This is a genomic window from Aquabacterium sp., assembly GCF_016234775.1.
Lineage (GTDB): Bacteria > Pseudomonadota > Gammaproteobacteria > Burkholderiales > Burkholderiaceae_C > Aquabacterium.
In genome coordinates this window covers 1-24,818 of record NZ_JACRAH010000056.1, presented here as the reverse complement: position 1 = coordinate 24,818, position 24,818 = coordinate 1, and the positions used below count along the sequence as shown (strand labels likewise).

Genomic DNA, 24,818 nt, shown 5'->3' with positions numbered 1-24,818 from the left:
GGCGAAGCTGAAACTGAGGGGGCTCAGCGCAGTTCGCGGCGCAGGATCTTGCCCACAGGCGTCTTTGGCAACTCTTCGTTGCGGAACTCGACGATGCGGGGGATCTTGTAGCCCGTCAGGCTCTTGCGGCAGTGCTCGATGATGGCTTCCTTGGTCAGGCCAGGGTTGCGCGGCACGATGATGATCTTCACGCGCTCGCCAGCGACTTCATCGGGCACGCCCACAGCCGCACATTCCTTGACATCAGGGTGCATGGCCACAACGTCTTCGATTTCGTTGGGGTACACGTTGAAGCCGGAAACCAGGATCATGTCCTTCTTGCGATCCACGATCTTGAGGAAGCCTTGCTCGTCCATCACGGCGATGTCGCCAGTGGCCAGCCAGCCTTCGCTGTCGATGACCTTGGCGGTTTCTTCAGGACGCTGCCAGTAACCCTTCATCACCTGAGGACCACGCACGCACAGCTCGCCGGGCTCGCCGATGTTGGCCCAGGTGCCATCGTCACGGCGGTTGCGGACTTCGGTCGAGGGCACAGGCACGCCGATCGAGCCTGTGAAGGCAGGACCAGGCTTGCTGATGTCCACCGGGGCTTGCGTCACGATGGGCGAGCACTCGGTCAGGCCATAACCTTCGACGATGGAGTTGCCGGTGACTTCCTTCCAGCGCTCTGCGATCGAGCGTTGCAGGGCCATGCCGCCAGCCACGGCCAGCTTCAGGTTGGAGAAGTCGCGCTTGCGGAAATCAGGATCGTCCAGGAAGGACGAGTACAGCGTGTTCACGCAGGTGATGCCGCTGAAGTTCTCGTTCTTGAGGATCATCATCACGCGCTTGGTGTCACGCGGGTTGGCGATCAGGATATTGCGACCGCCGAGCGCCATGAAGATCAGGCAGTTCACGGTCAGCGAGAAGATGTGATACAGCGGCAGCGGCGTGACCACGGTCTCGGTGTCACCCGTCAGCTGGCCTTCGGCGAAAGCGAGCGCCTGCTGGCAGTTGGCCAGCACGTTGCGGTGAGTGAGCATGGCGCCCTTGGCCACACCGGTTGTGCCGCCGGTGTACTGCAGGAAGGCAAGGTCTTCCTGCTTGACGTCCACGGGCTTGAGTTTGACCTTCGCGCCAGCCTTGAGCACTTCACGAATCCAGACCGCACCTGGCAGGCTGTATTCGGGCACCATCTTCTGTACATTGCGCAGCACGAAATTCAGCGCGCGGCCCTTGAGGTTGATGAAGCCATCGGACAGCAGGTCACCGATCTGGGTCAGCACGATGCGCTTGACCTGGGTGCCAGGCAGCGCTTCCTGCAAGGTCTTGGCGAAAGTTTCCATCACGATGATGGTTTCTGCGCCAGAGTCCTTGAGCTGGTGGTTCAGTTCACGCGGGGTGTACAGCGGGTTGACGTTGACCACCACGGCGCCGATTTTCAGCACGGCGAAAAGGCACACCGGATACTGGAAGGTGTTGGGCAGCATGATCGACACGCGATCGCCCTTCTTCACACCCTGGCTTTGCAACCAGCCCGCAAAGGCGTTGACCAGCCGGTCCAGTCGGTCGTACGACATCTCCGTGCCGATGCTCACGAAGCCCGGACGGTTGCGGTACTTGTTGATGCACTCATCGAAGTACTGGTTCAACGAACTGTACTTGTTGACATCGATGTCGTGCGGCACACCAGCCACATAGGACGACAACCAGATGCGGTTGGTCGAGCCATCAGGGTTGACGATGGACTGTGCGGGCGAAGCCGACGCAGCGGCTGATTGGTTCATCCGGAATCTCCTCATGTGCCTGCCTGGACTGGCGGCAGGATGGCTTTGTGCCCACATCTAACCTGAGGTTGATGCGGGTCGCCTGGTCAGGTGACGGAGTGTATCAATCCCGGGGCACCCTTTAAGGGTTTTCCGCCCCGGGAAATCAGGAAAAAAATTAACGCTCGATGATCGCGACGACACCTTGGCCGCCGGCTGCACAGATCGAGATCAGGCCACGGCCGGAACCCTTTTGCGACAGCATCTTCGCCAGCGTGGCAACGATACGGCCACCGGTTGCAGCAAAGGGGTGACCAGCAGCCAGGGAGCTGCCGTTGATGTTGAGCTTGCTGCGATCGATCTTGCCCAGCGCCTTGTCCAGGCCCAGCTTTTCCTTGCAGTACTTGGGATCTTCCCAGGCCTTCAGTGTGCACAGCACTTGAGCGGCAAAGGCTTCGTGGATTTCATAGAAATCGAAGTCCTGCAGGCTGATGCCGGCGCGAGCCAGCATGCGTGGCACGGCGTAGGCAGGCGCCATCAACAGGCCTTCCTTCTTGGGGCCGAAGAAGTCAACGGCCGCCACTTCGGCGAAGGTGATGTAGGCCAGCACAGGCAGGTTGTTGGCCTTGGCCCATTCTTCGCTGCCCAGCAGCACGGCGGAGGCGCCATCGGTCAGCGGCGTGGAGTTGCCTGGAGTCAGCGTGCCTTGGCCAGGGGCGACCTTCTTGTCGAAGCAAGGCTTGAGCGAGCGCAGCTTCTCGATGGTCAGGCCCTCACGCAGGTTGTTGTCCTTGTTCACGCCCTTGAACGGGGTCATCAGGTCGGCAAAGAAACCGTCCTTGTAAGCGCGGGCCAGGTTGGCGTGGCTGTTGACAGCCAACTGGTCCTGCTCTTCGCGAGGGATCGCCCATTCACGGGCCATCAGTTCGGCGTGTTCACCCATCGAGAAGCCGGTGCGGGGTTCGCCGTTCTTGGGGATCGCAGGCTTGACCAGCATGCTGGGGCGGATCTTGGAGATCACCTTCAGTTGCGCGACCGTTCCCTTGGCGCGGTTAGCTTCCATCAGGATCTTGCGCATCTTCTCGTTGACGCCGATGGGGGCGTCAGACGTGGTGTCCACACCGCCGCCGATACCGCACTCGATGTGACCCAGGGCGATCTTGTTGGCCACCAGCATGATGGCTTCCAGACCCGTGCCGCAAGCTTGTTGCAGGTCGTAGGCCGGTGTTTCAGGCGACAGCGTCGTGGACAGCACGGATTCGCGCACCAGGTTGAAGTCACGCGAGTGCTTCATCACTGCGCCGGCGGCGACGTCGCCCAGGCGCTTGCCATGCAGGTTGAAGCGGTCCACCAGGCCTTGCAGCGTGGCAGTCAGCATTTCCTGGTTGGAAGCGTGGGAGTAGACCGTGTTGGAACGGGCGAAAGGAATACGGTTGCCACCGATGATGGCGACGCGACGGACGGTTGTGTTCATGAGAGGGTGTCCTTCTCGATTTTGATTGGGTTGAATGGCTGACGGTGGCAATGAGGCAGCAGATCAGTAGGTCACGCGACCACGCAGATGGGGCTTGTCGCCCTTGGCGTTGCGCACTTCGAACAAGGCACCGCCCTCCTGACGCGCGGCCCACAAGGAGGCACGAGCTGGCAGGAACAACGGGGTCTTGAATTCGACGATGACTTCGGCGTGGTCCACGTCTTCGCGAGGCATCAACATGGCCAGGGCGCGAGCCTTGGTCCACATGCCGTGTGCGATGGCCTTGCGAAAGCCCAGGAACTTCGCTGTGAATGCAGAGAGGTGGATCGGGTTGATGTCACCCGAGACACGTCCGTAGGCACGGCCAATGCCGCCGCCAGCGTAGAAATCGGCTTGATGAGACACGGGCGTCTCGTCAACCAGTGCGCTGGTGTACGGTGTGCCCTTGGGATTGCGTACGCCCATGCGCAGCAAGGTCCAGGTGCTTTCCCACACCGCTTCGCCGGCGCGCAGGGCGCGGGCGTGCAGCGTGAAGACCTGGCCCTTGTCGTGTGCGTAGAGCTCACCCGAGCGCATCTCGATACGCAACTCGTCGCCGGCATGGATGCGCTTGATCAGCTTGGCGCTGTTGGCCAGGTGCACGGTCCCCATGGCGGGCCATGGGAAGGCCTTGCTGCCGAAATACATCATGGCCAGCGGGAAGGCCTCCATGTGCGCAAACAGCATGGGCACACCATGGGCCTTGCTGAAGCCGCACACCTTGGCGTAAGCCGCGACCTTCTTGGGATCGACCACCACGCGCGGGCGCACGTAGGTGACCTCTGGCAAGGCATCCACCGGGCCGGAGCGCTTGCTGCTGGAGCGCAAGGCACCCAGGTTCAGCGCAATGGCACTGGGCAGCTTGTTGACTTCGATGATCTTCATGATCTGGTCGTCGTCGTGGATCAAGCGCCAATGAGGCTCTGGCCGCATACGCGGATCACGTTGTTCGTGACACCTGCGGAGGCCGGGCTGGCGTACCAGCCGATGGCTTCAGCCACGTCCACAGGCTGACCGCCCTGGCTCATGGAGTTCATGCGGCGACCGGCCTCGCGGATGGCGAACGGGATGGCGGCGGTCATCTGGGTTTCGATGAAGCCAGGCGCCACGGCGTTGATGGTGATGCCGTGTTCGGCAAATACGGGGGCGCTGCTGTTGACCATGCCGATCACGCCGGCCTTGGAGACGGCGTAGTTGGTCTGGCCCATGTTGCCGGCGATACCGGAAATGGACGACACGCACACGATGCGGCCACCGGCCTTCAGGGCACCGGAGCTCACCAGGGCTTCATTGATGCGTTCCTGAGTCGACAGGTTCACATTCACCACCAGCTGCCACAGGTGTTCCTTCATGTTGGCGATGGTCTTGTCGCGGGTGATGCCGGCGTTGTGCACGACCACATCCCAGCCGCCTTGCGCCTTGGCTGCATCCACCAGCTTCTGGGGCGCGTCTGCAGCGCCGATGTCCAGCGCCAGCGCGGTGCCACCCAGCTTCTTGGCCACTTCGTTGAGGCCTTCCTGAGCCTGAGGCACGTCCAGGCAGATCACCTGGGCGCCGTCACGGGCCATCACTTCGGCGATCGCGGCACCGATACCACGCGAGGCACCGGTCACCAGCACCTTCTTGCCGGCCAGCGGCAGGTTCCAGTCCTTGGGCACGACCAGGTCGCCCACGGGCTTGCCCACGTGCATCACCTGAGCCGACACATAGGCCGACTTGGGCGACAGCAGGAAGCGCAGGGTGGACTCGATGTTGCCTTCGGCGCCTTCAGACACGTACACCAGGTTGGCGTTGATGCCCTTCTTGAGTTCCTTGCCCAGCGAACGGGTCAGGCCTTCCAGCGAACGCTGAATGGTGGCCTTGCGGGGCGACTTGCATTCTGCGGGTGGGCGACCCAGGATCACCACACGGCCGCAAGGCAGCACCGAGCGGGCGGCGTCGTGGAAGAACCAGTACAGGGCGTCGGACTGGGTGCTGTCGTCCAGACCGGTTGCATCAAACACCAGGCACTTGACCTTTTCGCCTGGTTGGCCGTTGCTGCCCCAACGACCTGTCGTCAGGCCAGCCTTGTTGGCCACCGAGACCCACTGAGGCAGCTTTTCATGCGCCAGGCTCTGTGCGCCGACGCTCTTGAAGAAGGCAGCCAGGGCCTCCAGCAACTGAGGCTCGCCACCACCACCGATCAGAACCGTGCCTTGAATGACGGGTTGGCCGGCCTTGTAACGCTCCAGCTGCAACGGCTTGGGCAGCCCCAGGGCATTGATGAGCTTGGCGCCCATGGGCGAGTTGGCAAAGTCAAGGTAACCGTCTTTCATACGAGACACTCTTCGGTGGTTGAGCCAGCGGACGTGAACAGTCCTGCCTTGGCTGGTTGAAAACGTGGCTTGCTCAAACGGCAAACCATCTGATCAAGTCCACCCCAGATCGGTGTGGACCTTCCTGTCAGGCCGGGGGACAGACAAGAAATCGGGTGCATGGTCAGGCGACTCTTGTCGTTCAGGCGTTGACCGGCGCGGGCGCCTGGGCATCGGTGGCTGGGGCTGCTGCGCCCGGACCAATGCCGGCCACACCTGGCAGATTGGCCATCGCGCCAAACTGAATCGCATCATTGGGGCCTGGTAGCGGCGCCTTGAGCGCGGCGACCATCAATGAAGCCAGGCGCGACAGAATGACAGCCTCGTGATCGCCCTGCTGTTGCGTGAATTCGCGGATCAGCCTCTGCGTGTTGCCACCCGCCAGGATGCCGGACAAGGCGCCCATGGCGAAGTTCAGGCGAAAGCCCAGGTCTTCGCGGCTGAGGTCGGGCAAGGCGCGCTGAAAGGCAAAGAAGAAGCGCCCGAGCGTCTGGATGTAGTGCGTGTTGATGAAGTCGCGCACGACGGGCGATGGGTCGGTGTACGAGCGCCCCAGAAAGTGCAGGTAGCGGTCAGCCTGAGGTTCGTCGCTGCGGAATATGCGTACAGCAGGCAGGAACAGGGCAACCAGGATGTGTTCGCAGGCGAGCTTGTCACCCAGGTTGGCCTCGAAGGCATCCAGCATGGCCACACGCTGCTCGTTGAGCGGATCCAGGCGCCGAGACAGCACGGCCTGGATCAGGGCGTCCTTGCTGCCGAAGTGATAGTTCACGGCGGCCAGGTTGACGCCAGCTGCGCTGGTGATCTGGCGCATCGACATGGATTCGAAGCCGCCAGAGACGAACAGCGTCTCCGCAGCATCCAGAATGCGCGTTTTCGTATCGGCAGGCGACAGACGGGTCGAGGCCTGGGGCATGGTCAACGGGTCTCCACGGTACACACAGTACGAACGTTTCAAACGTCCGTTTTATCGTTGGGTGCGTATGGTATGTCAGACCAGCGCCTTTGCGGCAGCCCTGGCCATAGAAAATTGTCAATTCCCCCAATCCCCGGGGGCAGGCCATGGCGTGAGGCGTGATTTATTCCCGCCGTGTCGCCGTTAGGTCCTGCCCGGCGAGCGCGATGCGGGCGCAAGCAAGGTCCCCGCGTTGAGCGTTTCAGCACATGTTGCAAATTCTCGGCACCAACTGGCTTGAGCCAGCGAAGATCTTGAAAGAAACCTCAGTCCAAACACGCTAAAGTTGCTCCCGCTTGAGTTAAACGAACAGCGAGAGAGAGACATCAACATGGCCACCATCCTGTACCTCACCCAGATCCAGTTCGAGTTCGGCGCGATCAAGCTGCTGGCATCCGAATGCGAACGCGTGGGCATCCGCCGCCCCCTGATCGTCACGGACGCCGGCGTGCGCGCTGCTGGGGTGCTGCAAAAGGCCCTGGATGCGCTGACTGGCCTGCCCGTGACCGTGTTCGATCAGACGCCGCCCAATCCAACCGAGGCCTCGGTGCGTGCGGCCCACGAGGCCTGGAAGGCCAACCTGTGCGATGGCCTGATTGCCGTGGGCGGTGGCTCCAGCATCGACCTGGCCAAAGGCCTGGCCATCATGGCCACGCACCCAGGTCCCTTGACCGAGTACGCGACCATTCTGGGTGGCTCGCCCAGGATCACCGCACAAGCTGCGCCGCTGATCGCGGTGCCGACCACAGCGGGTACGGGCAGCGAGGTCGCACGCGGGGCCATCGTGATCGTCGACGACGGGCGCAAGCTGGGCTTCCACTCCTGGAACCTGATGCCCAAGGCCGCCATCTGCGATCCTGAACTGACCCTCGGCCTGCCCCCGGCCCTGACCGCTGCCACCGGCATGGACGCCATCGCCCATTGCATGGAGACCTTCATGGCGCCGGCCTTCAATCCGCCTGCCGATGGCATCGCGCTGGATGGTCTGGAGCGCGCCTGGCACCACATCGAGCGTGCCACCAAAGATGGAAGCGACCGGGAAGCCCGCCTCAACATGATGAGCGCCTCCATGCAGGGCGCGATGGCCTTCCAGAAGGGCCTCGGCGCCGTTCACAGCTTGAGCCACAGCCTGGGCGGCGTGAACCCCAAGCTGCACCACGGCACGCTGAACGCCATGTTCCTGCCTGAAGTCATCAAGTTCAACGCGGCGGCCGAATCCATCCAGAAGGAACGCCGACTGGAACGCATGGCCCATGCCATGGGCTTGCGCAACGCGGCAGACATCCCTGAGGCCATCCGCGACATGAACGCCCGCCTGGGCCTGCCCAAGGGCCTGGCCGAACTGGGCGTGCAGCGTGAGTGGTTCGACAAGATCGTGACGGGCGCGCTGGCCGATCACTGCCACAAGACCAATCCCCGTATCGCCACGGCGGACGATTACATGGACTTGCTCTCTGCCTCGATGTGATCACCCAGGCCGGGTGAGGCGCCCTCGCCCGGCGACGCCTCGCGCGTCACCATGATCTGGTCGATCTTGTAGCTGTCGACGTCCATCACCTCAAAGCGGAAGCCGCCCCAGGACACCGAATCAGTCCGCCTGGGGATGCGCCGCAGCATGACCATCATGAAGCCCGCAATGGTTTCGTAGTCTTCCTGATACGGCAGGCTGTCGAGATCGAGTGCGCGCAGCACGTCCTCGATGGGCGTGATGCCGTCGATGAGCCACGAGTCGGCATCGCGCTGCACGATCTGCTCTTCATCGAGCGGGGCCATCAGGCTGCCCATCACCGTGCTCATCACATCGTTGATGGTGATGATGCCCACCACGAGGCTGTATTCGTTGACGATGACGGCATAGTCTTCGAAGGCCTGCCTGAATTGCGTGAGCATCTCCGACAGGGTGATGCGGTCGGGCACCATCAACACCTTCTTGATCAGCCCTTCCGAATGCAAGGCGATGGGCTGGTTGTTCAGCACGCGGCTGAGCAAGTCCTTCGAATCCACATAACCCACGACATGGTCGATGTCGCCATCGCAGACCAGGTAGGTGGAATGCGGGTATTGGTCGATGCGGGCCTTGATCAGGGTTTCGCTGTCGTCAAGCAAGAAGTGGATGACGTGGTCACGCGCCGTCATGGAGCTGGTGACCAGGCGGGTGTCGAGCTCGAAGACGTTCTCGATGACGCGGTGCTCGGCACCGGCCAGCACCCCGGCCTCGGCACCGGCCGCCGCCATGGCGAGGATGTCGTCTGGTGTGACCGCTTCGTCGCGGTGATCGGACAGGCCAAGCAGCTTGAACAGGGCATCGGTCAGGCGCTTGAACAACCAGACGATGGGTTTGAGCAAGCCGAGCACGAAGTGCATGGGGCCCACGACCCTGACGGCGACCTGTTCAGGTGCGCTCATGCCCAGGCGCTTGGGGAAGAGGTCTGCCAGCAGGATGAACAGGCTGGTCACCATCACGAACGAGGCCACGGAGGCCAGCGTCTGCGCGAGAGGAGCGGGAACCTGCAGCCCCAAGAGCAAGGGCTGAATCAGGGGCGCAAAGGCCTGCTCACCTACTACACCACCCAGGATGGCCACCGTGTTCATGCCAATCTGGATGGCCGTGAAAAAGTCGCCTGGCTCGGCCTGAACAGCCAGCACACGCTGCGCACGCTGGTCGCCCAGATCGGCCATCTGGCGCAAGCGCAGACGGCGCGCCGCCGCCACGGACATCTCGGCGACAGAGAAAAAGGCACTGGCAGCAATCAAGGCTGCGATCAACAATAGGCTGGAGAGTGAATCCATGAAGCCAGTGTAGCCACAAGCCGTGCGTCAGATCGGGCGCAGCTCATCCGTCGGGCAACCGCGACGCAACCAGTCCTGCCATTCATCGGACAAGGCTTCTGCGGCGACCACGGCCTGTGTCCATGCCTTCACACGCTGCTCGTAGCTCATGCCCGCGAAGTCATTGCGATCTGGCAGCTTGCCGCCCGGCAGAGACGCCACCCATTGCGGGCTTGGCGCCAGCAGAACCATGTTGTCCAACCAAGGACTGGCCTTGTGGCGCCATTTCAAGGCCTTGTCCAGCCAGCCAGGCACCACGCCCTGCTGAAAGTGGGGGTACAGCACCAGACCCTGGTTCATGGCCGAGTAATGCCAGTGGAAGTGATAGTCCACGATGCCGCCATCCCAGTGCGAACCCGGCTTGGCACCAGGGATGTCGTTGACGGCCTCCAGCATGAAGGGGATGCTGCATGAGGCCAGCATGGCGGGCATGAAGTTGGAGCGGTCCAGCTCGACGCGACCGGTGGGCAGATCATTCAAAGGCACGGGCAAGGCTTCGCCGGCGGTGGAGAAAACCGTGCGTTCCAGAAACAGGCCCACCGCTTTTCTGGACATGGCATTGCCCAGCGCCAGCCCGGTGAAGCCCGCCACCGTGCGCGACGGCGTGCCCTTGCGCAGCACCTGGCGCCCCCGCGAGGTCAGCACATGCAACTGGTACCTGGGGTGCTGCAGCATGCCCGGCACGCTGTCGCCAAAGAAGTCACGCAGTGTCTCGATGAAGCCCGCCGTGATGCGCTTGGAACTCGGCATCTTGCGGCCCACTTCGGGCTCGATGTTCTGCTGGATGTAGCCGCTGGCCAGGTCCTTGAAGGCCTTGAGCGGGTCGGCCATCGCCGCAGTGGCCATGCGCCAGGCGCCAATCGACGCCCCCACCAGGTGCACCGTGTGACCGCCTTGCGGCAGCCAGTGACCAAAGAGATGTTGATCCAGATGGTTGAGGATGAGGCCCTTGGGGCCACCTGCCGCAGCTGGCACCAGCCGGACGTCCTGTGGGGACAAACCGTGTGCTGCGATATGGCGGCGGGCGCGTTCGCCAACGTGAATGTGCAATGCCTTCATGGGAGCCAAGAATACCCGAGCAAGCCCGCATGCTACGTGTTGCATCTGGCGCGTTCGGAAAGGGTCTTGCATTCAAGCGCACCGAGAACACCTGCAACATGCCAGAATGATCTGAATCCTGCTCGCCTCATCTGTATGAGCAACCCTACTCGTCGCCCCATCAACATCCCGATTCGCGTGGAGGTGGCTGCGCCCAAGTCAGCCCCGACGGGTGCGCATCCGCATCATCACGAGCACGCCGCACATGAGGACGCCTCTGCGTGCTGCAGCCATGACGATTGCTGCGCGCCAGGCGATGTGACCGTTCCGGTCAACACTGCAAGCGCCCAGGCCGCACCGGAGGGAGCTGACAGGGTCCGCTTTCGGATCGACAAGATGGATTGCCCGACCGAAGAGCGCTTGATCCGCAACCGCCTGGAGCCGATGGCCGGCGTGGTGCGGCTGGACTTCAACCTCATCGCGCGTGAACTGACCGTCTTTCACCAACTGAAGGACGCATCCACCCTGGCGGTGGCGCTCACCGAACTGGACATGGCGCCCACCCTGCTGGAGGTCGGCCAGAAGGCGGCGCCGCTGCCCCAGGCCGTGCCCCTGCACATGAAGCTGCAACTGGCGGTGGCTGGCGTGGCCGCCCTGGTGGCCGAGGTGCTGGACTGGCGGGAGGCGCCGCTGTGGGGCGTCGCGCTGGCCGCGAGCCTGGCAGTCGCGCTGTCTGGTGGCCCGACGCTCAAGAAGGGCTGGATCGCCCTGCGCAACTTCACGCTCAACATCTACTTCCTGATGACGCTGGCGGTGGTGGGTGCCGTCCTGATCGGCAAGTGGTCTGAAGCCTCGATGGTGATCTTCCTGTTTGCGGTCGCGGAGGCCATCGAGGCGGCGTCGCTGGAACACGCGCGCAAGGCCATTCAATCCTTGAGTGCGCTTGCCCCGGATACGGTGAACGTCTGGCGACAAGGCCAATGGCAAAGCGTGCCAGTTGAGGCCGTGGCGGAAGGCGAACGCATGATGGTGCGCGCTGGCGAGCGCATTGGCCTGGATGCCACCGTGCTCAAGGGCCCTGCTGCGCTCAACGAGGCGCCCATCACGGGCGAAAGCATGCCGGTGGACAAGCAGACCGGTGACCTGCTGTTTGCAGGTTCGATCGTGGTGGATGGCGTGGTAGAGGCGCAGGTCACCGCCACGGCGGGCCACAGCACGCTGGCGCGCATTGCTGCGGCGATTCAGGAAGCGCAGGCCCAGCGAGCGCCGACGCAGCGCTTTGTCGATCAGTTCGCGCGCTACTACACGCCTTCGGTGGTGGTGCTGGCCCTGCTGGTGGCCGTGCTGGGCCCCTGGCTGGCCGGTGGCGGCGCCATGCACTGGGTCTATCAGGCTCTCGTGATGCTGGTGATCGCCTGCCCTTGTGCCTTGGTGGTGTCCACGCCTGTGACGGTGGTGAGCGGGCTGGCCAACGCGGCACGCCAGGGCATCCTCATCAAGGGCGGCGTGCATCTGGAGCAAGGCCGCCTGATCAAGGCCGTTGCGCTGGACAAGACAGGGACCCTCACCGCAGGGCGCCCTACTTTGACCGACGTCATCACGCTCCAACGCTACAACGCACAGAACGCCCTGCGCATTGCCGCCAGTCTGGATCAACACAGCAGCCACCCCATTGCACAGGCGCTGGTCGCCGCATGGCGCGAGCGTGATCCGCATGGTGCCCTGGCCCCGGTCGAGCACTTCGATGTGCTGGCTGGCCGCGGGGTGAAAGGCCGCCTGCTGGATCAGCATTGGCAGCTTGGCAACCATCGCCTGGTGGAGGAGCTGGGCTTGTGCTCGCCAGAGCTGGAAGCCCGCCTGGAGACCCTGGAGATCCAGGGCAAGACCGCCTTCGTGCTGCTCGATGAACAGGGCGCGGTGGCCATCCTGGCCATGGCGGACACGCTGCGAGCCGAAAGCCGACAAGCGATCGAGGCATTGAATGCACTGCATGTGAAGGCCGTGATGCTCACGGGTGACAACCAGGCCACCGCCGAGCACATTGCCAGGCAGGCTGGCATCTCCGAGGTGCGTGGCAACATGCTGCCCGCCGACAAGCTCGATGCCATCAACCAGCTTGTTCAAGTGCATGGCGCAGTAGGCATGGTGGGCGATGGTGTCAATGACGCGCCGGCACTCGCGCGGGCCACCGTGGGCATCGCCATGGGGGCGGCAGGCACCGCCACCGCACTGGAGACGGCCGATGTGGCCATCATGGACGACGACCCGCGCAAAGTCGCCCAGTTCATTCGCCTCAGCCAGGCCACCAGCCGTGTGCTCAAACAGAACATCGCCCTGGCGCTGGGCATCAAGGCCGTCTTCCTCGCGTTGGCACTGGGTAATCACGCCACCTTGTGGATGGCCGTGTTTGCCGACATGGGTGCCAGCCTGCTGGTCGTCTTCAACGGGCTGAGGCTCTTGCGCCTGAAAGCCTGAGCCCCCTCGACTCAGCGCTTGGGCTGCAGTTTGGCAAAGGCTGCCGCCATGGCGGATTGGCCTTGAGGCTGAGGAGCACCGCGCCCTGCTCCACCACCGCCGCTGCGCTCGTTGCGCGCAGCCGGCTTGAAGCTGTTGGCATCACGCGCGCCACCTGCGGCTTTCGGGCCCGTGGCCGCATCCAGCTTCATGGTCAGCGAAATACGCTGACGAGCCAGATCTACCTCCACCACCTTCACCTTGACGATGTCGCCCGTCTTGACGACCTCGCGGGCATCGGTGACGAACTTGTTGGACAACTGGCTCACGTGCACCAGGCCGTCCTGGTGCACACCCAGGTCCACAAAGGCGCCGAACTGGGCCACGTTGCTGACGGTACCTTCCAGGATCATGCCCTCCTTGAGGTCCTTGATGTCTTCCACGCCATCGTTGAAGCGGGCCACCTTGAAGTCAGGGCGAGGGTCACGACCGGGCTTTTCCAGCTCGGTGATGATGTCCTTGACGGTGATCACGCCAAACTTGTCATCGGCAAACAGCTCGAGCTTGAGCGTGCGCAGCACGTCGCTTTTGCCGATCAGCTCTGCGGCAGATTTGCCCGTCTTGGCCAGGATCTTTTCCACCACCGAGTAGGTCTCGGGGTGCACGCCGGAGATGTCCAGCGGGTTGTCACCATCACGGATACGCAGGAAACCTGCGGCCTGTTCGAAGGTCTTGGCGCCCAGGCCTGCCACGTCCATCAACTGCTTGCGGTTGCGGAAGGCCCCATTGGCATCACGCCAGCGCACGATGCTGTTGGCCACGGCCGTGCTCAAGCCCGACACGCGAGACAGCAGCGGCGCCGAAGCCGTGTTGAGGTCCACCCCGACGGCGTTCACGCAGTCTTCCACCACAGCGTCCAGCGTGCGCGCCATCTCGCTCTGGTTGACGTCGTGCTGGTACTGGCCCACACCGATGCTCTTGGGATCGATCTTCACCAGTTCGGCCAAGGGGTCCTGCAAGCGACGGGCAATGGACACGGCGCCACGCAGGCTCACGTCCAGATCGGGCAGTTCCTTGCTGGCGAACTCGGAGGCCGAATACACCGAGGCGCCGGCTTCCGACACCACGACCTTTTCAATCGGCGTACCAGGCGCCATCTGCTGGATGCGCTTGATGAGGTCGGCGGCCAGCTTGTCGGTCTCGCGGCTGGCCGTGCCGTTGCCGATGGCGATCAGGTTGACGCCATGTGCGGCGCACAGGCGGCCCAAGGTGTGGATGGAACCTTCCCAGTCCTTGCGGGGCTCGTGCGGGTACACAGTGGACGTGTCCAGCACCTTGCCGGTGTCACTCACCACGGCCACCTTGACGCCGGTGCGGATGCCTGGGTCCAGGCCCATCACCACGCGCTTGCCAGCGGGCGCCGCCAGCAACAGATCACGCAGGTTTTCGGCGAACACCTTGATGGCGGTGGCTTCAGCGGCTTCACGCAGTTTGGTGAACAGGTCGCGCTCCAGGCTCAGCGAGAGCTTGACCTTCCAGGTCCAGGCGATGCACTTGCGGATCAGGTCATCCGAGGGGCGCTTGGCATGGCTCCAGCCCAGGTGCACGGCGATGCGGCCTTCGGCCATGGTCGGCTTGCCGGGGATGACTTCCTCATCGAGTACCAGCTTGGCATCGAGGATCTCTTGCGTGCGGCCACGGAACACCGCCAGGGCGCGGTGCGAAGGCACGGTGCGGATGGGTTCGTCGTAGTCGAAGTAATCGCGGAACTTGGCCACATCGGAGTTGTTCTGGTCCTTGCCATCCATCAGCTTGGACTTGAACAGGCCCTCGGACCACAACCAGTCACGCATCTTGCCGATCAGGGTGGCGTCTTCGGCCCAGCGTTCCGACAGAATGTCGCGCACGCCATCCAGCACCGCGAAGGCGTCAGCAAAGCCGCCCTCCGCGTTGATGAAGGCTGCGGCCTCTGCCTGCGGATCCAGCGAGGGATCCGCAAACAGCTTGTCGGCCAGGGGCTCCAGCCCTGCTTCACGGGCGATCATGCCCTTGGTGCGGCGCTTGGGCTTGAATGGCAGGTAGAGGTCTTCCAGCTCCTGCTTGGTGGGCACGGCTTCAATGGCAGCTCGCAGCTCGGGCGTCAGCTTGCCTTGCTCTTCAATGCTCTTGAGCACGGCAGCCCGGCGATCTTCGAGTTCGCGCAGATAGCCCAGACGCGCTTCCAGATCACGCAGTTGCGTGTCGTCCAGGCCATCGGTGGCCTCCTTGCGGTAACGGGCGATGAAGGGCACGGTGGCACCGCCATCCAGCAGGTCGACGGCAGCTTTGACTTGGGCGAGGCGAACCTTCAGTTCGGCCGCCAGTTGCATCAGGATCTTGTCCAAGAGAATGACCTTCTCGATAAGACTATGGGAGGGGGCGCAGTTTGCCACAGTGCCCGGCTGAAACGAGGCTGTTCAAAACACCAGCGGATCAGGGACAATACGAGGTTCGATTGTCCATTTCTGACCACCTCAGCCTGCCATGGCCCTGCTGCCCTACTCCCTGCCCAAATCCGTGCTGTTCAACCTGGACCCGGAGGCCGCACATGATCTGACCATGGCCGGCCTGGCCCGCTTCCAGAACACGCCGCTGGCCTGCCTGTGGGGCGCAGACCGGGTGAGCGACCCCGTCGAGGTGGCCGGCATCACCTTCCCGAACCGCATCGGCATGGCGGCAGGCCTGGACAAGAACGGTCGCGTGATCGATGGCCTGGGTGCCATGGGCTTCGGCTTTGTGGAAGTGGGCACGGTGACACCCAAGGCCCAGCCGGGCAACCCCAAGCCCCGCATGTTCCGCCTGCCCGAGGCCAATGCACTGATCAATCGCCTGGGCTTCAACAACGAAGGCCTGGACAGCTTCCTGGCCAACGTGAAGCGTGCTCAGTTCCGCCAGAAAGGCGGCATCCTGGGCCTGAACATCGGCAAGAACGCCGCGACGCCCATCGAAAATGCTGTTGACGACTACCTGATCTGCCTGGAAGGCGTTTATCCCCACGCGGATTACGTCACGGTCAACATCTCGTCGCCCAACACCAAGAACCTGCGCGCCCTGCAAAGCGATGAAGCGCTGGATGACCTGCTGGGCAAGCTGCAAGCCCGCCGTCAGGAACTGATCAAACGCCATGGCCGTACCGTGCCCATGTTCGTGAAGATCGCGCCAGATCTGGATGAGACCCAGGTGGGCGTGATCGCCGCCACGCTGCAAAAAAACGGCATCGATGGCGTGATCGCCACCAACACGACCATCTCGCGTGAAGCCGTCAAGGGCATGAAACACGCGGAAGAAACGGGGGGCTTGAGTGGTGCGCCGGTGCTCGAAGCCAGCAACCAGGTGATCCGTCAGTTGCGTGCGGCCCTGGGCCCGCGCTATCCGATCATCGGCGTGGGTGGCGTGATGAGCGGTGCCGATGCCCGTTCCAAGCTGGATGCAGGCGCCGATCTGGTCCAGATCTACACCGGCCTGATCTACAAGGGCCCCGCCTTGGTCAAGGAGTGCGCGCAGGCGCTCAAGCTGGGCTGACAGCCTTGGGTGGCGCAGTCACCTTGCCATCCACCAGCCGCATGGCCTGCTCCAGCGTCAGGCCGCATTCTTTGGCTGTAAGGCCTAGGGCCCGGGCGTAACGTACATAGACCTGATGCAGCGCGTGGCTGGCCTTTTGCGTCTCCAGCTCCAGTGTCTGCACGATCTCGTTGGCCAGACTGGCCACGCTGCGCAGGGTGTCTTCTGGTGAGGACGGCGTGCGCACCGGCGTGCTGCGATTCAAGGGCCGCGCTGCCTGGATCAGGCGCTCGTGCATGCCCCAGTGCTTGAGCACCGCTGCGGTAAGGTCATCCAGGTTGACACCCAATACCGCGCCTGCCGCTGCTTCGATCGTCATGCCAGGTGTTGGCGCAGCGCTCTCGGCATCGGCCGGGGGGCCTGGCAGCATCAAGCGCTTGATCTGTATGCTCTCTTCCGGGAAGTGGTAGAGCACCAGCAACCAGCCCAGTCGCTGCGACATGGCTGCTATCGAGGCCTCCTCGTCGCTGATCGAAAACGGCGCCATCAGGCGGGCAATGTGCCCTGCCAGGCAGGTCAGGCGCAATTCCTTGCCCATGTCCAGAATGGCCTGGCTGCCCTCATCGCCGGAAAGGCTGGTCTGGGCACCCAGTGCGCCGGGCCATGCGCGCACGCTGCCAGCCACCTTGCGCAGGCCTTGCTGGCCCAGCAACATCACGGCTCGCGACAGCGTGGTCACCCCATCGTCTGCGCTCTGGCTCTGGTAGGAGGCCACATTGACGGCGCGCAGCATCTCCCAACACAACGCGGGGTTCTTGACGATGATGTCGACGAAGTCATCCACCCGCAGTGTTTCCTGCGACAGGGTGCCGATCAGTGCTCGCTCCGTATGGGGCCGGCCGGGCAAGGCGCCCACCGAATTCAGCCGATCCAGCAGCAAGGCCAAGGGGCCGCCTGAATCTTCAGCGTTGGTCTTGATCCAGCCCTGCAGGGCACTGAGCAAGGTCCGCGCATTCAGGTAGCGCTGCCGGTGTTGCCGATCGGTCGACCGGTTGACGATGGCGCGCAGGGTCTCCGGCACGGGGTGCGGCGTCGTCCAGGGAAGGCGCACGATTTCCGTGCCGATGCGCGCTGCAGCGCTGCCCAGATCAGGCTCATCCAGCGCAGGGCTGTTGACCAGCAGCCTGTAAGCCAGCAGGCCGACCATGAGCACATCGCGCTCGGCCGCTTGCCGGATTTGCTGGCGCCCATATTGGGGCCGTGTGTACTGCCCCGGCGCCAAAGGGGCCAGGCCGCAACTCAAACCGGCAATCGCTGCATGCCCGCTCTTGTCGATCAGGATGTTGTGCAAGGCGATGTCCTGATGGGCCACGCCAGCTTCGTGAGCATAGGCCAGCCCATCCAGCACGTCGCACAGGATAACCACCACTTCCAGCGGTGTCAGCTGCGGGCCGACAGAGACCCGCTCGAACAAAGAGACGCTCTGCCCACGCCCGTAACTCACAAAGGGCCAGCCCTCGTGCGCCGACACTTCCAGGACCTCGGTCAGATGGGGGTGCTTGAGGCGTGTGCCGGCCTGCACTTCTTGCGTCCAGGCATCCAGCTCCTTGCCTTTCTGGGGCTGAGCACGGGGCACGCACAGGATTACCTCCTGCTGCAAGCGCGGGTCCAGGGCCAGCCAGATGCCGGAGGCGTGACTGCGCCCGAGCATCTGTCGCAGCTCGAAGCGCCCGAAATAGCGGGGCGCCGTGGTCGTGGGAGGCGAGACTGCGGCCATGTTGGTGTGCAGGCGGTGATTCCTCGGGGACGTGTGTATCCCCATGTAAACACCTTGATTGCACTACAGTGGCGCCATTGGCAAAACCCCGTCTAGGGGCCGAAACCCGGTCCTTTTTCACACAGTCCGGGTTGGCCGCGGTGCCGCCCCCTCAGTCAAGGGGCACCCACTCCCCCGCACCGGTGATGAAGGCAGCCCGAACCGGCTCGTCGGGCTGCAGGGCCTCCACCGCTGCCACATAGCGCTGCATCTGCGCGCGATAGCTCGCCAGGGCCTGCGGCCTGTGCTGCAGCTTGTAGTCCAGCACCCACCATTCGCGCCCGGCTTCACGGCGAACCGCCACCAGTCTGTCGATCCGCAGGACCTGCTCGCCATCATGCAGGGCGACCTCATTGCCTGCCCAATCCAGCAGCGCCGGATCCAGCCAAGGCTGCAGACTCGGCGACTTCAGGATGGTGGTCGCCAGATGCAGTGCAGCATCGTGATGTTCAGGCGCCAGTTGCAAGGCCTTGGCCGCACTTTGCGTGGCCTTTGCGACGCGCTCGGCCGTTCTCGCATGCAGCGGCAGAGGGGTGAGCCACTCCAGGGTGCGGTGAACCACCTGCCCCAGCAACTGCTGGACGCTGCTTTCTTCGACCACTCGCCTCGTTTCGTCGGGCGCAGACGTCAAAGGCTGCAAGGCGGGCAGATTCAGGCTCCGCACCGTGGTTGATGCCTCATCTTCAGGCACGCTGCGGCGTAATGGTGTGGCAGGTTGCCAGACCTGTTCGGGGTCCATGGCCCCGCTGCTGACCAGGCGCTGCCACCAGCTGCCCTCTGGCGAGCCACGCGGCTGCGTGCGACTGAACACCAGTTGCTCGCGGGCACGGGTCAAGGCCACATAAAGCGCGTTCAACTCCTCGCGCAGATTGGCCGCGTGGTCCTCTTCCAGAGTGCGGGCCAGGCTGGGCGGCGGGTTGCTCTGCGAGCGGATGAAGGCACAACGCCTGGGGCGCTCATCGCTCTCGGGCCAGTCCACCATCAACGCATAGCTGTCCTTGCGCGAGGGCTCTGGATCGGTATCGACCATGAACACCACCTTGGCCTCCAGGCCCTTGGCACCGTGGATGGTCAGCAACTGCACGGCATCGGCCTGTGCGCGCGGCGGCAGGTTCAAGGGCAGGCGCTTGAGCGCGCGTACCCAACGGTAGGGCGTTGCGTCACGGCCCGCGTCCATCTCCAGGCTTTGCGACAGCAGCGCATCAACATGGAACAAGGCCTGCACGCGCCGACTGGCCGGCACACAGCTCAGCAATCGTGCACGGTAAGCCCCATTGGTGACGATGCGCTCCAGCAAGTCATGGGGCGGCGCCACACGCGCCAGCTCGGCCCAGGCCTGCAACAAGGTCGCAGCGCGCGCCAAGGTGGTGGGGCAAGCTTCATCCCCCCCCCATTGCATCAAGGCATCCCACCACGAGGTCTTGCGTTTTGCCTGCCGAACCTGCCAGGCCAGGCCCAGGAGATCCGCATCGCTGGCCCCGAACAAGGGGCTCTTGAGTGCGTGCGCCAGCGCCAGGTCATGTTGCGGTGACACCAACGCGTCCAGCACCGCGACCAGATCGCGCACCTCCGGCGTGTCGATCAGGCGCGTATCCTCCGGTGCGATGTGGGGCACCCCGTGCTCGTCGAGCGCCTGGGCCACCAGGCTCAGCGTGGCCCGCTTGCGGCTCAGCACATAGATGTCGGAGGGCGCCAGCCCATCGTTGAACACCATGGCGGCAATCGCCTGCGCCACTTGCTCGGCTTCGATTTCCTTGATGGTGGTGTGCGCCTGCTCACGCGGCGTGATCAGGCTGTCTCGCCACGACGCCTCGGGCTCGTCCTTGGCAGCGGTCGTGCGCATGACCGATGGCAGGACACGGATCGTCGCCACGTCTTCGGAAGTCGTCGTGTGCGGCCGAAAGCCTGGAAAGCTGCCCTCCGCACATGCCTGCCCCATGACCTTGTTGAGCGCGTCGATGATGCCGGGTGCGTTGCGGCGCGTGTGATCGCAGGCCAGCAGGTCGCCATCGAGCGCCTCCAGCACGAAATCCTTGGCCGCGCTGAACACGCGCGGATCCGCGCGACGGAATCGGTAGATGCTTTGCTTGGGGTCGCCCACCAGGAAGACGCTGATGGGCTGACGACCACTCTGCCCGCCCCCCGCGCCGGCATAAGCGGACAACCATGACTTGAGCGTCTGCCATTGCAAAGGGCTGGTGTCCTGGAACTCGTCCATCAACAACTGGCGCACCTGGCTGTCCAGCCGCTCCTGCACCCAGCCTGACAGCTCGGGATCACCCAGGAGACGGGCGGCGGCCAACTCCAGGTCCACCATGTCTGCCAGGCCTCGCTCCGTCTTGAACTTCGCGTATTCCTCGAACAGCAGGCGGGACAAACTCACCATGTGCCCATGCAGCACGTGCCCTTCCTGCTGTGTGATGGCCAATTGCAGATCCACCAGCCAGGCTTGCGCCCACTCCAGATCCGCCAGCTCGCCCATCTTCTTGCGCGGCTCACCCTTGTCCGTCAGCAAGACTTTGCGTAGAGCCTTGTGGCGCGCCTGCAGATCGGTCAGGCCCATGGCCTGCTCGATGGCCACGCCGGCCTTTTGCTGCGTGGCGGTCTTGCCCGTGGCAAGCTGCCTGGCCAGCGACCAGAATTGATCCTGCACGCTGGCACGGCTCAAGGCCTCGCACGGATGTGCAAGCCCAGCCCATTGCAGAGACCAGTCGGCGGCCGTCTCCACGCCATCGATTAGATGCCCAGCCTTGTCAGCCAGGCTCAACTCCAGCCGGTTGCTCAAGGCCGTGCTCAACCAGGCCTCGGTATTGAAGCGGCCCACCTCGCGCACGATGGACATGAAGGCCAGGTAATCGCCGCCGGCTTCGTCGCCGGTGCGCTTGCCGGGTGATTGCGCATCCACCCGGCGCAGGAAGCGCCCCCACAACTCAGGCCAATGCTCACTGGTGTCTTCGACGAGGTTCAACTCAGGCGGCAGGCCCAGTTCGTTGAGGATGTCCAGCGGCGCGGCCTTCACCAGCCTGGAGAACCAGCCGTGGATGGTGTGGATGTCCACGCCCCGCCCTTCGTCCAGCCAGCGCTCATACAGTTGCTGCAGCTTGGGCACCATCGCGGCGATCTGAGCAGGTTGGACACCGCGAATCCGCAACTCCATCTCGCGCCGCTCTTCACTGGCCAGCGCGAAGTCACGCAGCCAGCCATGCAGGCGCTCACGCATCTCACCGGCGGCCTTCTTGGTGAAGGTGATGGCCAGGATCTGGTTGGGCGGCACGTCATCCAGCAGGGCACGCAGGATGCGCGACACCAGCATCCACGTCTTGCCCGCGCCGGCACAGGCTTCGACCACCACGCTGCGATGCGGATCGCACGCGACCTGGTAGAACAGATCGCTGGCGACGATCTGGCCATTGACTTCGTATGCGGCCTGGCTCATGCCTGCTCCTCCTGCATGGTCCAGTGGTCTTTTCTGCACAGCCCTCGCGCCTGGCAGAAGCCACACGCCATGCCCTCGCCCAAGGCGGGCATGGCCTCGCCGGCGTGCAGCCGCGTCCAGTCTCTGGCCAGGCCCTCCAGCAGTACCTGCGCACTGCGCTCCACATCGGGATGATCCAGCTGCTTCACGTCCTGCACATCCAGATGCAGGTAGGAGGCTTGTACGGCCCATTGGGGGTCGGACAAGGCCGCATAGAAAGCCAGTTGGGTGTCTTCCAGCGGCGTGGCGATCTTGCGCTTGAGGCCATCCAGGCTGCCCGTCTTGTAATCCAGAACGAGGTGCTGCCTGGCGCCTTCGTGATGACGCACATCGATGCGGTCAAGTTGCCCGTACAGGCGCACCTTCAAGTCATCGCTGATCTGCAGTTCACGTTGCTCGATGCGCTCGGCATCCAGCATGGCCCAGCCGCCTTCTTCATGCTCACGCAACCAGCTCACGTAGGCGCGGGCGAGTCTGTCCAGATCAGCCTGAAAGGGCAAAAAGTACGGGCGCTGACTGTCTCTGTCCAGCCCCATTTCCTTGATCACACGTTGCGAAGATTCCAGCCAGGCTTGCACGTCTTCGTCTGGCGTGCTGATGGCGAGCTGGCCTTGGCGCTGAGCATGAAAGTTGCGCAAGACCTCGTGCAACCAGATGCCGAAGTCCGACCTGTCCAGCCCTTCTTCGAGCTCGTCCTGTTCGCGCAAGCCCAGTACGCTGGTCGCAAAAAAGCGATAGGGACACTGGCGCAGCGCCTCATACGATGTGGCCGTGACCTGTTCGGGCAAAGCCCAGCCTGCATCGCGCAGTGTGGGCAAGGGCGTGCGCACGAATTGAACCTCTACGCCTGCGGCTTCGCGCACATCACCTACCTGCTCGATGCGCACACCCTCCTGGGCCGACCAGCGCTCCAGCCAGGCACTGGGCTCCAGGGGCTCACTGCCCTGAGCATGGCGGTGCAGGCACACCACGCCCGGGCGGCTCATCAGCAGGTTGAAGGCATCCCATTGGGCTGCGCGTTGCGTCACCGGCGTGGCCAGATCCATGGCCTCGCACAGCTTGCTGCTCAACCAGCCGGACTGACTGCCCATGGCGCCCAGTTGCCGCTCGTCTGCACCGGGCAGCACGATCGCGTGGAAGGGGCGCAACACGGCCCGCGCCATCGGGGTGATCACCACATCGGCGGGCACGTCAGGGGCCGGCGGGCGAAAGGTGGTGGCCTCCAGCACCGTGCCCACCCAGCGCACGAAAGAAGGGCCGTCCAGCCTGGTCTGATTGGACAGTCCGGCCCAAAGTCCCGCAGCCTGATCTGCGCCGTTCAAGCTATCAAAGCGCAAGGACTGCAAGGCCAGCTCGCCCGCTTCATCGCCTTGCAAGGTCGTCAAGGCTCCGGCGCGCGACAAGGCCTCCAGCAAACCCAGCAGCCACTCCTTCAGCGAAGGGCGTTTGCCCGACCACAGGCTTTGCAGGGGCGCCACCACGTGCACGGCCCAATGCCATAGCAGCACGGCTGCGGGCGGCATGGCCTGGCGCCCGGTTGGCACGATTTGCGCGGCAAGCTCGTCCGACAGATCCTGATCTTTGGCAGGCGGCACCTGCAAGCCCCAGGCACCCAGCATCCCGTGGCGGCGACACCAGCTTTCCAGTTCACCCACGGCGCGGCTGAGTTGCACGCTATCGGGCCTGGCGTGTTCACCTTCACCACTCACCCAATCCAGCCAGCCGGACTTCAACCAATCCAGCAAATCATCCGTGGACGCACGAGGATGCGAAGCCTGCAGCATGCGCGTCACCACAGCAGAGGCGCGCGTGGTTGACAGCAACCACCCCGTCTCGTCCGCCATCTGGATGCCGGCGCCTTCCAGCATGGCCCGCACACGGCGGATGAGGCTGCGATCCAGTGCGATCAGGGCCACGGGCAAACCGACTTGACCCGAGTTGCCCTGACGGGCGTCATTGACCGCCGCGATCACCTGGGCTGCGGCCTGCTGAGCCTCCTCTTCGGCGTTCTGGCACGCACAGGCCACAGGTGGCCGCGCCCTGCTCTGCCCCACTTGCTCGGCGCCGCCCAGGGCACTGCGCCACAAGACGGGCACGCCCTGCTCCGCCAGATGCGCCATCAACCCCAGGGTCAGGTGGATTTCCGTACCTGGCGAGACAGCCTCGCCCGCGGTCACCACCACCAGCGCGGATGGCCGCAGTTCATACAAGGGGTCCACAAGCAACCCGCCGGCCACGGTGGATGCCGCCCACTCCAGTGCCCAGGCCAACAGGAGCTTTTCTCGCCCACCCGGGCCTTGCGTGACGCTGCCGCCCATCGTCGCCCGAGCCAGTTCCAGATAGGCGGCACGTTGTGCGGGCGCAATGGACTGCATGCGCCGCACCCAGGTGTGTGCCGCAGCAACAACCTGGTCCAGGGCAAATTCAAATCCACGCCGATCTCGCTGCGCCCAGGCCTTGCCCCAGGCCTCGCTGCCCAGGCTGCGCCCCGCCTGCAGGCGGTCCACGATGGCATCCAGGGTGACCGGTGGCAAGCCCGCCTCGCCTGCCGAACTGTCTGGCGACCAGGACCAGACAAGCCCTTCCGACACCGCCGCGATCGTATCGATGCGGGGCAACCAGCCCCCCACTGCCACCATCCAGGCCTGACGCGCCGGCGACAGCACCGCGCCCACGGGCAGCACGATCAGCGCATCACGAGGATCCGCCCCTTGGGCTTTCAACCACGCCGCCGTTTCCATGGCCCAGGCCTGCCAGCACGTCTCTGCGCTGTCCTGAGGCGCCCAGCGCCAGTGCTGGGGCTCCATGGCCATGCTGCGGGATTCAAAAAAGGTTCTGGCTATCGCGGTCATTGAAGAAGGTCTCTTGGAATGCGCCCGAACGGCCACATCTTCTGTGTCAGAATCTTTGCATTCCTGCTGGAGAAATCACCCTAGGGTGTCGCCATCGCGCCAGCATACTGAAGGATAGTTAAATGAGCAGCGACCTGATCAAACACATTTCCGACGCCTCTTTCGATGCCGACGTCCTGCAATCTGCCCAGCCCGTGCTGGTGGATTATTGGGCCGAATGGTGCGGCCCCTGCAAGATGATCGCCCC

The 24,818-nt window shown here is 63.8% G+C and carries 15 protein-coding genes; 4 read left to right on the top strand and 11 right to left on the bottom strand.

All coding sequences use genetic code 11. From position 1 onward, the window contains the following. Positions 1-23: 23 nt before the first annotated feature. From HY836_RS16985 to HY836_RS16965, 5 genes are all read right to left on the bottom strand, one after another. Positions 24-1,766 carry an AMP-binding protein gene (locus tag HY836_RS16985; protein ID WP_290678503.1) on the bottom strand — a complete coding sequence of 581 codons (1,743 nt, stop codon included), beginning with the start codon at positions 1,764-1,766 and terminating at the stop codon, positions 24-26. 157 nt (positions 1,767-1,923) lie between these two features. After that, a complete protein-coding gene (locus HY836_RS16980; RefSeq protein WP_290678498.1) occupies positions 1,924-3,219 on the bottom strand; it encodes an acetyl-CoA C-acetyltransferase in 1,296 nt (431 codons plus the stop codon). A 63-nt stretch (positions 3,220-3,282) separates the two neighbouring features. After that, positions 3,283-4,143, bottom strand: a complete 861-nt coding sequence (locus HY836_RS16975) for a MaoC/PaaZ C-terminal domain-containing protein (protein ID WP_290678493.1) — start codon at positions 4,141-4,143, stop codon at positions 3,283-3,285. Between the two features lie 20 nt (positions 4,144-4,163). Next, a complete protein-coding gene (locus tag HY836_RS16970; protein ID WP_290678490.1) occupies positions 4,164-5,573 on the bottom strand; it encodes a 3-oxoacyl-ACP reductase in 1,410 nt (469 codons plus the stop codon). 181 nt (positions 5,574-5,754) lie between these two features. Continuing rightward, positions 5,755-6,528 (bottom strand): TetR/AcrR family transcriptional regulator, encoded by a 774-nt coding sequence (locus HY836_RS16965; protein ID WP_290678487.1) that lies wholly within the window; start codon positions 6,526-6,528, stop codon positions 5,755-5,757. Between the two features lie 370 nt (positions 6,529-6,898). On the opposite strand from HY836_RS16965, the gene HY836_RS16960 reads away from it, so the two are divergent. Next, positions 6,899-8,035, top strand: coding sequence for an iron-containing alcohol dehydrogenase (locus HY836_RS16960; protein WP_290678484.1), 1,137 nt, complete (start codon positions 6,899-6,901; stop codon positions 8,033-8,035). Here the strand turns inward: HY836_RS16960 and HY836_RS16955 are convergent. Both HY836_RS16955 and HY836_RS16950 read right to left on the bottom strand, forming a co-directional pair. Next, positions 8,005-9,357, bottom strand: coding sequence for a hemolysin family protein (locus HY836_RS16955; protein ID WP_290678481.1), 1,353 nt, complete (start codon positions 9,355-9,357; stop codon positions 8,005-8,007). The two genes, HY836_RS16960 and HY836_RS16955, sit on opposite strands and share 31 nt — an antisense overlap. 27 nt (positions 9,358-9,384) lie before the next feature. Further along, complete coding sequence (locus HY836_RS16950; protein ID WP_290678478.1) at positions 9,385-10,455, bottom strand: phospholipase; 1,071 nt, start codon at positions 10,453-10,455, stop codon at positions 9,385-9,387. 135 nt (positions 10,456-10,590) lie between these two features. On the opposite strand from HY836_RS16950, the gene HY836_RS16945 reads away from it, so the two are divergent. Then, entirely contained in the window at positions 10,591-12,909 is a 2,319-nt protein-coding gene (locus tag HY836_RS16945; RefSeq protein WP_290678475.1) for a heavy metal translocating P-type ATPase, read from the top strand. 11 nt (positions 12,910-12,920) lie between these two features. Here HY836_RS16945 and HY836_RS16940 read toward each other — a convergent pair whose 3' ends face one another. Next, positions 12,921-15,272, bottom strand: coding sequence for a Tex family protein (locus HY836_RS16940; RefSeq protein WP_290678472.1), 2,352 nt, complete (start codon positions 15,270-15,272; stop codon positions 12,921-12,923). Positions 15,273-15,411: 139 nt separating this feature from the next. On the opposite strand from HY836_RS16940, the gene HY836_RS16935 reads away from it, so the two are divergent. Then, positions 15,412-16,449 carry a quinone-dependent dihydroorotate dehydrogenase gene (locus HY836_RS16935; RefSeq protein ID WP_290678469.1) on the top strand — a complete coding sequence of 346 codons (1,038 nt, stop codon included), beginning with the start codon at positions 15,412-15,414 and terminating at the stop codon, positions 16,447-16,449. On the opposite strand, the gene HY836_RS16930 is transcribed toward HY836_RS16935, so the two are convergent. From HY836_RS16930 to HY836_RS16920, 3 genes are all read right to left on the bottom strand, one after another. Continuing rightward, positions 16,436-18,205, bottom strand: coding sequence for an HDOD domain-containing protein (locus HY836_RS16930; protein WP_290678466.1), 1,770 nt, complete (start codon positions 18,203-18,205; stop codon positions 16,436-16,438). The genes HY836_RS16935 and HY836_RS16930 overlap by 14 nt on opposite strands. 151 nt (positions 18,206-18,356) lie before the next feature. Beyond that, positions 18,357-21,680, bottom strand: a complete 3,324-nt coding sequence (locus tag HY836_RS16925) for an exodeoxyribonuclease V subunit beta (protein ID WP_290678464.1) — start codon at positions 21,678-21,680, stop codon at positions 18,357-18,359. Beyond that, entirely contained in the window at positions 21,677-24,532 is a 2,856-nt protein-coding gene (locus HY836_RS16920) for a PD-(D/E)XK nuclease family protein (protein WP_290678461.1), read from the bottom strand. The genes HY836_RS16925 and HY836_RS16920 overlap by 4 nt, the downstream gene beginning before the upstream one ends. 161 nt (positions 24,533-24,693) lie before the next feature. Here HY836_RS16920 and HY836_RS16915 point away from each other — a divergent pair. Next, a partial coding sequence (locus HY836_RS16915; protein ID WP_290678597.1) for a thioredoxin domain-containing protein occupies positions 24,694-24,818 on the top strand: 125 nt, incomplete at its 3' end.